At 54.6% G+C, this 12743-nt stretch carries 12 protein-coding genes; 8 read left to right on the top strand and 4 right to left on the bottom strand.

Going from position 1 to position 12743, the window contains the following annotated elements:
- Positions 1-26 precede the first annotated feature (26 nt).
- Both aat and infA read left to right on the top strand, forming a co-directional pair.
- Complete coding sequence (gene aat / locus AC6I8N_RS07115) at positions 27-719, top strand: leucyl/phenylalanyl-tRNA--protein transferase (protein WP_021182588.1); 693 nt, start codon at positions 27-29, stop codon at positions 717-719.
- Positions 720-1065: 346 nt separating this feature from the next.
- Positions 1066-1284 (top strand): translation initiation factor IF-1, encoded by a 219-nt coding sequence (gene infA / locus AC6I8N_RS07110; protein WP_002211347.1) that lies wholly within the window; start codon positions 1066-1068, stop codon positions 1282-1284.
- A gap of 178 nt (positions 1285-1462) precedes the next feature.
- On the opposite strand, the gene clpA is transcribed toward infA, so the two are convergent.
- Together clpA and clpS are read right to left on the bottom strand one after the other, a co-directional pair.
- Complete coding sequence (gene clpA / locus AC6I8N_RS07105) at positions 1463-3739, bottom strand: ATP-dependent Clp protease ATP-binding subunit ClpA (protein ID WP_021182587.1); 2277 nt, start codon at positions 3737-3739, stop codon at positions 1463-1465.
- 55 nt (positions 3740-3794) lie between these two features.
- Positions 3795-4115, bottom strand: coding sequence for an ATP-dependent Clp protease adapter ClpS (clpS, locus tag AC6I8N_RS07100; protein ID WP_021182586.1), 321 nt, complete (start codon positions 4113-4115; stop codon positions 3795-3797).
- A gap of 323 nt (positions 4116-4438) precedes the next feature.
- On the opposite strand from clpS, the gene cspD reads away from it, so the two are divergent.
- Entirely contained in the window at positions 4439-4660 is a 222-nt protein-coding gene (cspD, locus tag AC6I8N_RS07095) for a cold shock-like protein CspD (protein WP_013508492.1), read from the top strand.
- A 114-nt stretch (positions 4661-4774) separates the two neighbouring features.
- Here cspD and AC6I8N_RS07090 read toward each other — a convergent pair whose 3' ends face one another.
- Positions 4775-6415, bottom strand: a complete 1641-nt coding sequence (locus tag AC6I8N_RS07090; protein ID WP_497830359.1) for a DUF2813 domain-containing protein — start codon at positions 6413-6415, stop codon at positions 4775-4777.
- A gap of 137 nt (positions 6416-6552) precedes the next feature.
- Here AC6I8N_RS07090 and AC6I8N_RS07085 point away from each other — a divergent pair, with 137 nt between their 5' ends.
- The 3 genes from AC6I8N_RS07085 to ltaE all read left to right on the top strand — a co-directional run bounded on the left by AC6I8N_RS07085 (position 6553) and on the right by ltaE (position 10339).
- Positions 6553-7452, top strand: coding sequence for a LysO family transporter (locus tag AC6I8N_RS07085; protein ID WP_415174084.1), 900 nt, complete (start codon positions 6553-6555; stop codon positions 7450-7452).
- Positions 7453-7545: 93 nt separating this feature from the next.
- Positions 7546-9267 (top strand): ubiquinone-dependent pyruvate dehydrogenase, encoded by a 1722-nt coding sequence (gene poxB / locus AC6I8N_RS07080; protein ID WP_497830358.1) that lies wholly within the window; start codon positions 7546-7548, stop codon positions 9265-9267.
- Between the two features lie 67 nt (positions 9268-9334).
- Positions 9335-10339, top strand: coding sequence for a low-specificity L-threonine aldolase (gene ltaE / locus AC6I8N_RS07075; protein ID WP_497830357.1), 1005 nt, complete (start codon positions 9335-9337; stop codon positions 10337-10339).
- Positions 10340-10341: 2 nt separating this feature from the next.
- Here ltaE and AC6I8N_RS07070 read toward each other — a convergent pair whose 3' ends face one another.
- Complete coding sequence (locus AC6I8N_RS07070; protein ID WP_497830356.1) at positions 10342-11175, bottom strand: N-acetylmuramoyl-L-alanine amidase; 834 nt, start codon at positions 11173-11175, stop codon at positions 10342-10344.
- An 83-nt stretch (positions 11176-11258) separates the two neighbouring features.
- On the opposite strand from AC6I8N_RS07070, the gene AC6I8N_RS07065 reads away from it, so the two are divergent.
- Together AC6I8N_RS07065 and artP are read left to right on the top strand one after the other, a co-directional pair.
- Positions 11259-11795 carry a lipoprotein gene (locus AC6I8N_RS07065; protein ID WP_036624578.1) on the top strand — a complete coding sequence of 179 codons (537 nt, stop codon included), beginning with the start codon at positions 11259-11261 and terminating at the stop codon, positions 11793-11795.
- A 206-nt stretch (positions 11796-12001) separates the two neighbouring features.
- Positions 12002-12730, top strand: a complete 729-nt coding sequence (gene artP, locus AC6I8N_RS07060; protein ID WP_497830355.1) for an arginine ABC transporter ATP-binding protein ArtP — start codon at positions 12002-12004, stop codon at positions 12728-12730.
- The last annotated feature ends 13 nt before the right edge of the window (positions 12731-12743 follow it).

Genomic DNA, 12743 nt, shown 5'->3' with positions numbered 1-12743 from the left:
GAACTGCCGTAAGGGTGATTAACGCAATGAGATTGGTTCAACTGTCACGCGATTCGCTGCATTTCCCGCCTCCGGAAATGGCGCTACGCGAGCCAAATGGCTTGCTGGCGATGGGGGGTGATCTCTCCCCTGCTCGTCTGATGAATGCGTACCAGCGTGGTATTTTTCCGTGGTTTTCGCCCGGCGACCCGATTCTCTGGTGGTCGCCCGATCCGCGCGCGGTGATGTTGCCGGAATCATTCCACCTCAGCCGCAGTATGGCGCGTTTTCACCGTCAATCTCCCTATCGGGTCACCATGAACCAGGCGTTCGCGCAGGTACTGGAAGGCTGCGCCAGTAATCGTCAGGAAGGCACCTGGATCACCTTCGAGGTCAAACGCGCCTGGCTACGGTTGTATGAACTGGGCCATGCGCATTCGGTTGAAGTGTGGCATGAACAACGTCTGGTCGGGGGGTTGTACGGGCTGGCACTGGGACAGATTTTTTGTGGCGAGTCGATGTTCAGTCGCCAGGAAAATGCCTCCAAAACCGCGTTGTGGGTTTTCAGTCAGCATTTTCTGCAACATCATGGCCGACTGATTGATTGCCAGGTACTGAATCCCCATACCGCCTCGCTAGGTGCCGTAGAGATTCCGCGCGTGGATTATTTGCAGTATGTACAAACCCTGGCATGGCAGCCTGTTTTAGCGGGTTGCTGGCAAACACAAACCCTTTTTTGAGCGCTGGCGCAGATGTTTTGCACACAATACGCAGTGAAAGTGATATAATAGTCGAGTTTGGTATGTCGTCCGCGCTTCGCTGTGGCGAGCCGGAATTGCCAGGCTGGGAAAGTGACTGTTTTCCCGAAGCTGTTTCAGTTGCGCATCAGAGGCCAATTGCTACAGATTCTTAGCCCGCTAATCCCCCGCAGACGTCAAAAACACCCGAATTTATCCGTAATGCACGCGCAATTGGCGCGACGCACGGCGAAGTGTTGGCAAAATCACCAACGTTTCTTTACATAAATCATGGAATTCGGCATTATCTTGCCGGTTCAACAGTTTGGTAGTTCACCCAGAGGATTCGATGGCCAAAGAAGACAATATTGAAATGCAAGGTACCGTATTGGATACGTTACCTAACACCATGTTCCGCGTAGAGCTTGAAAACGGGCACGTGGTTACCGCTCATATCTCCGGTAAAATGCGCAAAAACTACATCCGCATCCTGACGGGCGACAAAGTGACTGTCGAGTTGACCCCGTACGACCTGAGCAAAGGCCGCATTGTCTTCCGTAGTCGCTGATTTGTTGTTCACGTCACGCGTTTTCTGAACGCGAAAAAAGGCCGGATTTGCATCCGGCCTTTTTCATGCGCAATCCGTAGCGGCGCGATAAATCGCGCCACTACGAGTCAATGCAGGCATATAAAAAGCCCCCCTGATGCAATGCACCAGAGGGGCTTTTGACCTGTAAGGCTTTTAATTAATGCACGGTACCTTCGGTTTTGCGTTTTTCCGCACTCAGGAAGTGATACGTCAGCTGGTTTTTCTCTTTATCCAGCGCGACGGAGACTGAGCCACCATCTACCAGTGAACCGAACAACAGTTCGTTGGCGAGCGGTTTTTTCAGGTTTTCCTGCACGGTACGCGCCATTGGACGTGCACCCATTGCTTTGTCGTAACCTTTTTCAGCCAGCCAGTCACGCGCATCATCGCTAACTTCCAGCGACACGCCTTTCGCATCCAGCTGAGCCTGAAGCTCAACAATAAATTTATCCACCACCTGATGAATCACCTCAGTCGACAGGTGACGGAACCAGATAATGTTGTCGAGACGGTTACGGAACTCCGGCGTAAAGATCTTTTTGATCTCTTCCATCGCGTCAGTGCTGTTGTCCTGCTGAATCAGACCAATCGATTTACGCTCGGTTTCACGAACCCCGGCGTTGGTGGTCATCACCAGCACCACGTTACGGAAATCGGCTTTGCGACCGTTGTTATCCGTCAACATGCCGTTGTCCATCACCTGCAACAACAGGTTGAACACATCCGGATGCGCTTTCTCGATTTCATCCAGCAACACCACGGCGTGTGGATGTTTGATCACCGCATCGGTAAGCAAGCCACCCTGGTCAAAACCGACATAGCCCGGAGGCGCACCAATCAGACGGCTGACGGTATGACGCTCCATATATTCCGACATATCGAAACGCAGCAGCTCAATGCCCAGCGCTTTCGCCAGCTGCACCGTCACCTCGGTTTTACCTACCCCGGTCGGACCGGCAAACAGGAAGGAACCCACCGGTTTACGTTCCTGGCCAAGACCCGCACGGCTCATCTTGATGGCTTCAGTCAGTGCCTCGATGGCATTATCCTGACCAAATACCAGCATTTTCAGACGATCGCCGAGGTTTTTCAGCGTATCGCGATCGGTTGCCGAGACGCTTTGTTCCGGAATACGCGCAATACGCGCAACCACCGTCTCAATATCCGAGACATTGACTGTTTTTTTACGTTTGCTGGCTGGCACCAGGCGCGCACGCGCACCCGCTTCATCGATCACGTCGATTGCCTTATCAGGCAGATGACGATCGTTGATGTATTTCACCGCCAGCTCCACCGCCGCACGGACCGCTTTGGCGGTATAGCGAACATCGTGGTGCGCTTCGTATTTCGGTTTCAGACCGTTAAGGATTTGCACCGTTTCTTCAACCGACGGTTCAGTGATGTCGATTTTCTGGAAACGACGCGCCAACGCCCGATCTTTCTCAAAAATGTTACTGAATTCCTGATAGGTGGTTGAACCCATCACGCGAATTTTACCGCTGGAAAGCAACGGCTTGATCAGGTTCGCTGCATCCACCTGACCACCCGATGCTGCTCCCGCACCAATGATGGTGTGGATTTCATCGATGAACAGAATGCTGCTGTTGTCCTGCTCCAGCTGCTTCAGCAGCGCTTTGAAACGTTTTTCAAAGTCACCACGATACTTGGTGCCCGCCAGCAGCGAACCGATGTCCAGTGAATAGATGGTGCAATCTTTCATCACTTCCGGCACATCACCCTGCACAATCCGCCAGGCAAGGCCTTCCGCAATCGCGGTTTTACCGACACCGGATTCCCCCACCAGTAGCGGGTTGTTTTTACGGCGACGGCACAATACCTGAATAGCCCGTTCCAGCTCTTTCTCGCGGCCGATCAGCGGGTCTATCCCACCGACTCGAGCAAGCTGATTAAGATTGGTGGTGAAGTTTTCCATACGTTCCTCCCCGCCTGCTTGCTCTTCATTAACCGGATTTTCCGCATTCTGTGCCTGGCCAGGCTCGTCTTTACGCGTACCGTGGGAGATAAAGTTCACCACATCGAGGCGGCTCACTTCGTGTTTACGCAGCAGATAAGCCGCTTGCGACTCCTGCTCGCTGAAAATGGCGACCAGCACATTGGCACCCGATACTTCGCTGCGCCCGGATGACTGGACATGGAAAACCGCACGTTGCAGCACGCGCTGGAAGCTGAGCGTCGGTTGCGTATCGCGCTCTTCTTCACTGGCAGGCAACACCGGTGTGGTTTGTTCGATGAAGGCTTCGAGTTCCTGTCGCAGAGCCACGATATCCACCGTACAGGCTTCCAGTGCCTCTCTGGCCGACGGGTTGCTGAGCAGAGCCAGCAACAGATGCTCGACGGTCATAAACTCATGACGGTGCTCACGCGCTCTGGCGAAAGCCATGTTTAAACTGAGTTCCAGTTCTTGATTGAGCATTAGGCACCTCCCCCAATTATCGCTCTGACGACCTTTCCCCTATATGGAGACGGTTTCAGGCTTTTTCCAGCGTACACAGCAACGGATGTTCATTATCTCGTGCGTAATTGTTCACCTGGGCAACTTTGGTTTCCGCCACTTCCGCAGTAAATACACCACAGATCGCCTTTCCCTGGTAGTGAACTTTCAACATCAGCTGCGTTGCACGTTCAACATCATAAGAAAAGAACTTTTGCAGAACGTCAATAACAAATTCCATAGGTGTATAATCGTCATTATTCAGAATGACTTTATACATTGAAGGCGGCTTTAACCCTTCGCGTACTTTGTCTTCGGCCAGATGTTCAAAATTAAGCCAGTCGTTTGTGTTTGCCATAATGTTCCGTCGAAATTCTGCGTTACGGTTGTGCGCATTTCTGCGCTCACACCTAAAGTTTAACATGTCTGTCAAGCCATTTTCCCATTACTAAAAAATGGTCCTGAAAGCACATGCGCGACCTGTATCACAAAATTTGCAATAGCGTTAACTGCCTCAAATTTTGATGAATTTCCCCCTGCGCGCCCGGGTCGTTTGCTTGACGATAAGGACCGTTTCTCTACATTCTACTTACACAAGCTGAGTGAGTTTTGAACAAGCTCGACTCACAGCTTCAATGACCTCACCTACTTATCAAAATGTCTTGCGAGGGAAGTAAAAGCATGGAGACGGGTACTGTTAAATGGTTCAACAACGCCAAAGGCTTCGGCTTTATCTGTCCGATTGGCGGCGGCGACGATATCTTCGCACACTACTCCACGATCCAGATGGAGGGATACAGAACGCTGAAAGCCGGCCAGCAGGTTCAGTTTGATGTCCATGAAGGGCCAAAAGGCAATCACGCCAGCCTGATTGTGCCGGTGGAGACATCGGTGCCGGTATAAACCTGCGCCACTTCATCCATTCTGACCACTCCCGAAAAAAAATGCCAGCCAGTGATGCTGGCATTTTTCTTTTGAGAATTTTACGTCCTCTTCCGACAAGATTTCGCCGTGAAATCAATCGGCCTTGCCATGTGCCAACCAAATTACCCGTGAAAACAAGTTATCCAGCAGGGACGGAATCGACGCCGGTCCACGTTCGGCAGCAGCCATTGCGACAGCAATCGCCAGCTCCGGCTTAGAACTATGATGAATCGCTTTAGTGATAATACGCCGGGCGTTCATCGGGACGTTTAACGGCAGGTGCGCTGTTTGATGATAAATGTCACTAAACCCATGCTTGTAAAAGAAGTTCTCGATATCCAGCGCCGGTAGCATCGTCAGGTGATCGGCATCATGTTCATGCGCTTGTAACTGGCTGCGCGTGGTCGCCGCATATTTCTTCCCGGCATCATCGCCGTCGGTCAACACATGCCAGGCTATCCCCATACGGCGGGCAAATTTCAGCAATGGTTTCAGGCCGGACTGGGCAAACTCAATCACCTTCACCCCTTCCGCGGCAAAGTGATAACCGCTCTGGCGTGCCAGTTCATTAATAATCCACACCTCCGTCTCTCCCTCCACCAGCAGCCAGCAGCGCGCAAACAGGGCGGATGGGCGATTGACGCGAATATGGAAACCAATCCGACGACTCTCCTCGGCGCTCAGCCCCTCAGGGCCGATGCGCCAGGCCGCAACCCGTGTCGGTTCACGTACCAGACGACAAACACTCTCCAGCGGTACCTGAGACAACAATTCACCTGAATTGGTGGTAGCGATTTTTTGCACTGGCATCAGATCCAGCAGGTTCCACGCCACCGCCAACATAATGGGATGGAGGCGGGTTTCCGGGTCCTCAACCAGTAACATGGGGCGAGCGCCGACCGGTAGCGCAGCGTTGCCGTGCGCCTGGATCAACAGCGAAAACATGCGTAACAGAATGACCTGGCGGCTACGCAATTCAGTACCCGCAATCAGATGATTGAGCTTATCCAGAGAACGCCAACCCTCCCCCCCGTTTCGGGCTTCCGGCGATACCCTGGCCATGTTGCCCCCCGGATGCTGGACCAAAAAGTAATGCTCCAGCAATTGCTGCATCGTATGCAGCCCCTGGCGCAGCAGTTCATCGCTCAGCATTTGTGGTCGCGAAACCAGATCACGCGTCAGTTTATCAACTTCCAGCGCCAACTCGCTCAGGGTACTGGCACGTTGCACCGGATCAGTCTCCACCTGACGTGCCCGACGGCTAAAGCGGGCATCGCGCACGCGCAACACCGGGTAAAAGTGTCTTAAGTGGACCAACGCCTGCGCCGTCCCGTCCAGCGGTAATACATCGCCGCGCGCATCAATAAAGCGATGGGTGGTTTTCACCTGATGCTCCTGCCGCTTACCGCGTGCGCTGAAGCAGAGGTAACGTCCGTCACCATCACGTTGCCAAAACGGCTCCAGTACCGGCTCTTCATCGTGGCTTTCGCCGCGAAAACGGAATACCAGCTGTAACTGGTGAGTGCGCGCCTCAAGATCGCCTGGCGGGAAGTGGAAGTCGTTTTCGGTGAAGAGATAGGATTCGGTAGCGGGAGCCAGCAACAGCGTCAACGCATCCAGCAGACTCGATTTCCCCCAGGCATTTTCGCCAATCAACAGATTGGTCGCAGTCAACGACAATGAGAGTCGGTTTATCCCGCGAAAACCATATATATCGATATGTTCCAGAATCATCGCAGCATCCATCCTGTTCTTTGCCTGAGCATGGTCTGCCTTGTGGCGTTGGTCAAGCCGTCTCACCGGGAAAAGGTTTACACTTCAGATATTTTTCGTTAGCGTGACGCCTCATTTTTTCAGGGACGAATCACATGATGTATACCGGATTGATCATTATCCTGCTGCCACTGATCCTCGGCTGGTTGTTGCCACAGCAAAGCCCACGTCTGTTGAAAATCGCCAACCGCTCGTTGGGACACATTGTTTACCTGATCCTGTTTTTTATGGGCATCAGCCTGGCGTTTCTCGACAATCTTGGTAGCAATCTGCTGACGATCTTCCATACCGCGCTCATCAGCATGTTGTGTATCCTTGCCTGCTCGCTGGGCGCGCTGTGGTTACTGGAAAAACGTTATCCGTGGCAGCATAACCATCGCCCGCAAACATTGCCCTCACGCTGGCATATGGCGCTGGAATCGGTGAAATTGTGTGCCACTGTTGCCGCGGGATTTCTGCTGGGATTGACCCATGCGTCCCCTCTGCGTCACGCTGCCACCGCCAGCGAATACGCGTTGATCCTGATGCTTTTCCTGGTCGGCATTCAGTTGCGCGGCAGCGGCATGACATTACGGCAGATTATGTTGAATCGCCGTGGCCTGTTGGTGGCGGGGGTATCGCTGGTCAGCGCCCTGTGTGGCGGTGCTCTGGCTGCTACGTTACTGGGTTTGCCGCTAAAAACCGGGTTGGCACTGGCGAGCGGATTTGGCTGGTACTCCCTCTCCGGCATTCTGATGACCGAAGCCTTCGGCCCGGTGATGGGCAGTGCAGCGTTCTTCAATGACCTGCTACGCGAATTATTCGCCATCATGCTAATTCCCCTGCTGGTCACACGCCATCGCTGCACGGCGTTGGGGTTGAGCGGTGCCACCTCAATGGATTTCACCCTCCCCATCTTGCAGCGCGCAGGGGGGATGGAGATTGTCCCGGCGGCCATTGTGCACGGCTTTATCATGAGCCTGCTGGCGCCGATTCTGATCGCCCTGTTCTCCGCCTGACCCGATTACGCGCAGCGCATTTTTTCACGGCTGCGCGGTTATCCCATCGTCTACGCTTCAGACTGACCTCATTTTCCCGGAAAGGAGTGTTTGATGAAGCAAACTGTTGCAGCGCTGCTGGCGAAAACCTTGGAAAACGCAGGTGTGAAACGCATCTGGGGCGTAACTGGCGATTCATTGAATGGGCTAAATGACAGCCTCAACCGCATGGGCACCATCCAGTGGATGCCCACCCGACATGAGGAAGTCGCTGCTTTTGCCGCCGGTGCCGAAGCGCAAATCAGTGGGCAACTGGCGGTGTGTGCCGGTTCCTGCGGGCCGGGCAATCTTCACCTGATCAATGGCCTGTTTGATTGCCATCGCAATCATGTCCCGGTGCTGGCCATTGCCGCGCACATCCCATCCAGTGAAATCGGCAGTGGCTATTTTCAGGAAACCCACCCCCAGGAGTTGTTCCGCGAATGCAGCCACTATTGCGAGCTGGTGTCCAACCCGGAGCAGCTGCCGCAGGTGCTGGGCATCGCGATGCGTAAAGCCATCCTCAATCGTGGCGTTTCGGTGGTGGTATTACCCGGTGATGTGGCACTGAAAGCAGCCCCAGAAGGCGCACGCGCCGATTGGTATCCGCCACAATTGCCGCAGGTGGTGCCGTCCGCCAGTGAAATCGCCCGACTGGCGTTGACGCTGAATGGCGCAAAAAATATTACCCTGCTGTGCGGCAGCGGTTGCGCCGGTGCGCATGCTGAAGTGGTAAAGCTGGCGGAGACGCTGAAAGCACCGGTGGTACACGCGATGCGTGGCAAAGAACATATCGAGTACGACAATCCTTTTGATGTTGGCATGACCGGTCTGATCGGTTTTTCTTCCGGTTTTCACGCCATGATGAACGCCGACACGTTGGTGCTGCTGGGTACGCAATTCCCCTACCGTCCCTTCTACCCGGCAGAAGCCAACATTATTCAGATTGATATCAATCCCGCCAGTCTCGGCGCGCATAGCCATGTGGATATGGCGTTGGTGGGCGATATCAAAGCCACCCTGCTGGCATTGCAGCCACAGCTCACCAGCAAAAGCGATCGTCAGCACCTTGACAACGCATTGGAACACTATGCCGATGCCCGCAAAGGGCTGGACGAGCTGGCAACCGCCAATGATAAACAGGCAATCCATCCTCAATATCTGGCGCAGCAAATCAGCCATTTTGCCGCTGATGATGCCATCTTTACCTGCGATGTCGGCACCCCCACGGTTTGGGCTGCACGTTATCTGAAAATGAACGGTAAGCGGCGGCTGCTCGGCTCGTTTAATCACGGTTCGATGGCTAACGCGATGCCCCAGGCATTAGGCGCACAGGCGCTCAACCGCGACCGTCAGGTGGTGGCGCTGTGTGGCGATGGCGGATTCAGCATGCTTATGGGCGATTTTATTTCCGTGGCACAACTGAAGCTGCCGGTAAAGCTGGTGATCTTCAACAATAGCGTGCTGGGGTTTGTGGCGATGGAGATGAAAGCCGGAGGCTATCTCACTGATGGCACCGAACTGGAAAATCCTGACTTTGCGGCCATCGCCACCGCCTGTGGCATCAAAGGGATTCGGGTAGAGCAAGCCTCGGCGCTCGACAGCGCGCTGGAGGAAGCATTCGCCCATGATGGTCCGGTGCTGCTGGATGTGATTACCGCCAAAGAAGAGTTGGCTATCCCACCACAAATCAAACTGGAACAGGCCAAAGGCTTCAGTTTGTATATGCTGCGCGCGATTCTGAATGGTCGTGGCGATGAAGTTGTGGAGCTGGCGAAAACCAACTGGCTGAGGTAAAACGGTTTCAGCAAACCAAAAAATCGTATGCGGGCGCTCAGCCCGCTTTTTCTTTCAGGAGAGCGACGTGATCGATTTACGCAGTGATACCGTAACCCGCCCGAGTTCCGCCATGTTGGACGCCATGATGGCGGCTGAAACCGGCGATGATGTTTATCGTGACGATCCTACCGTCAATGCACTGGAAGCCGAAGCTGCATGTCTGAGCGGCAAAGAAGCCGCGTTATTTTTTCCTACCGGTACACAAGCGAATCTCGTGGCGCTATTGAGCCACTGCCAGCGCGGTGAAGAGTATATCGTTGGACAGCAGGCGCATAACTACAAATACGAAGCCGGTGGTGCGGCAGTGCTGGGCAGCATTCAGCCTCAACCGATTCTGGCGGCTGAAGACGGTACCTTGCCGCTGGCCGATGTCGCCGCCGCTATTAAGCCGGACGATATCCACTTTGCCCGCACCCGGCTGCTTAGCCTGGAAAACACCCATCACGGCAAAGTGCTACCACTCGCGTATCTGGAGCAAGCGTGGCAATTCACCCGTGAACATAAGCTGGCGTTGCATATTGACGGCGCGCGTATCTTCAACGCGGTGGTGGCGCAAAACACCACGCTGGAAAAGATAGCCCGTTACTGCGACACCCTGACCATCTGCCTGTCCAAAGGGCTTGGCACCCCAGTGGGATCGCTGCTGTGCGGTGATGCTGCGTATATTGAACAGGCTCGCCGCTGGCGCAAAATGACCGGCGGCGGGATGCGTCAGGCCGGAATTCTGGCGGCCGCAGGCCTGTATGCGCTGCAACATAACGTGGCGCGTTTGCAGGACGACCATGACAACGCGGCCTGGCTGGGCGAGCAGTTGCAAGCGCTGGGCGTGACGGTGGTAAGCCAGCAAACCAATATGTTATTTGTACAGGTCCCACCGCAGCAGGTTGAAGGGTTAAAAGCGTGGCTGAAGGCGCATGACGTGTTGATTAGCGTCGGCCCGGTAACGCGTATTGTTACCCATCTGGATGTCAGCCGTGACGATCTGGCACAACTGGTCTCTCACTGGCAGGCCTTCCTGCAACAGGCATAACCTCAGGCAGCACCATATTTCGCCAGTAACGCGCGGACAATTGCCAGCGTCTCTGCATCCGCCAGGCCACGGTAATCCCGTGGCCTGAAATGCATCTGAAATGCCGCAATCACCTTACGCTGCATCGCAGGCGTGGTGGCAGCCGTGACGTCATAACCGTAGCGCTGTAACACATCCAATAATGCTTGTTGATCAACCAACGCATCGGCGGCCTGATCGCCAAGGTAACGCTGTACCGTGGCTGTATCGGGCCAGGCCCCAATCCCCTGCTGCGCCAGTTGCTGCCACGGAAACAGTGGACCAGGATCCTGTTTGCGCTGCGGCGCGATATCGCTGTGCCCCACCACATTTTCCGGCGAAATACCGTAACGCTTGGTGATGTCTTTGACTAAGGCTTCCAGCGCCGCGATTTGTGCCGGGCTGAACGGCTGCCAACGCAATCCGACCAGCGTGCGTTGATAGCCGCTGTTTACCAGTTCAATGCCAATCGAGGTGTCGTTGATACGCGTCGCGCCGCGCCAGAAACTCGGTCCGGCGTGCCAGGCCAATTGACTTTCGGGCACCAGTTGCCAGATCACCCCTTTTCCTCTGCGCTGTTCGGGTTGCGCCGGAATCAGGTAATGCGCGCTGACTTCACGATCGGTCAAGGTCGCCAGCGAGGAGGGAAGATCTTCGGCGGTGTAGTGGATCACCACCACCTTAATACGTGGCCGCGCGCCTTGCGCCGGGTGGGAGGTATCAACCCAATAGCCGTGGCGTGCTTCAATCGCCGACTGACACCCGCTCAGGATCAGCATCGCCAGCAGCAACCCACCACGCATCAGCCACATCAACATTCTCTCCCCCGTCTGGCACCGAAACCAACGCTATACTTTATGCTAATTATGCCGCTTTGCCAGTGAACAATAAGGAAATCGAGATGAGAAACAATGCTTTTGCGCTAGTTGTTCCCGTAGCGGTGCTGCTCAGCGCCTGTACCACCGTTGAGCCCGTGATAAAGGATAATGGTCCACGTATGGCGTCGTGTGTCGAAGGCGGCCCGGATAGCGTGGCGCAGCAATTCTACGATTTACGTGTCAGCCAACCAACCCAGGGCCTGCCGGATAATGCGCTGCTAGCGAAATATCGTCCCTACCTGAGCGACCGGTTGTATCAGAAGCTGGTGCAGTCAAACGGGTTGAGCAATAAACCTGCCGACTGGCGCAGTGGTGACCTGTTCTCCAGCCTGGCGCAAGGCCCCACCTCTGCTGAGGTAGCCAGCGCCTCCTCCATCCCCAACCGGGATGCCCGCAATATCCCGCTGCGTGTTGACCTGACGCGGGGCGATAAGAAGTGGCAGGACGAAGTACTGATGATCCACGAAGGCAGTTGTTGGGTAGTGGATGATGTGCGTTACGTTGGCAACTGGCCGCATCCGGGTGGTGGCTCGCTGAGCCAGTTGCTGGAGGAGCGTTAATTACCTGAATCACGCCGCGACCATATCCACCCTGAGCGTAGCGGCGCGATTTATCGCGCTTTTTGTCTGCCATACCGCGATGTCGAGATATTGTGCTACGCTTTTTACCTTTAACTGCTGTTTAATAAATTTTAACCCACCTCAATTGCATAACTATTCTGGTGACGTTAAGATTCGCGGCATCAATTGCTATTCATTTATTGCGCATGAGTATTCAACTAACCGGCATTAACTGTTTTTACGGTGCCCATCAGGCGCTGTTCGATATCAACCTGGCCTGCCCACAGGGCGAGACGCTGGTGTTGCTCGGTCCGAGCGGCGCGGGGAAAAGTTCACTCCTGCGCGTGCTGAATCTGCTGGAGCAGCCGCGTTCTGGCAGTTTGCAGATCGCCGGTAATCATTTCGACTTCAGTAAGACTCCGTCTGACAGCGCGATTCGTGAATTGCGTCAGAACGTGGGTATGGTGTTCCAACAATACAACTTGTGGCCGCATCTGACGGTGCTGCAAAACCTGATCGAAGCGCCCTGCCGCGTGCTGGGTTTAAGCAAGGATCAGGCCCGTGCGCGCGCCGAAAAACTGCTGGATCGTCTGCGTCTGACCCCTTATGCCGAGCGTTTTCCCTTGCACCTTTCCGGTGGCCAGCAACAACGCGTGGCGATTGCACGCGCGCTGATGATGGAACCCCAGGTGTTATTGTTCGATGAGCCGACCGCCGCACTCGACCCGGAAATCACCGCGCAGATCGTCAGCATTATCAATGAGCTGGCGCAGACCAGGATTACCCAGGTGATCGTCACCCATGAAGTGGAATTCGCACGTAAGACCGCCAGTCGTGTGGTGTACATGGAAAATGGCCACATTGTGGAACAGGGCGACGCCAGCCACTTTATACAGCCGCAAACCGACGCGTTTGCTCACTATCTTTCGCACTAAGTCAGGATGTCTC

This window comes from Pantoea sp. X-Soil-TKNS-1279, from assembly GCF_059730565.1.
This window is presented reverse-complemented; position numbering and strand designations above follow the sequence as displayed.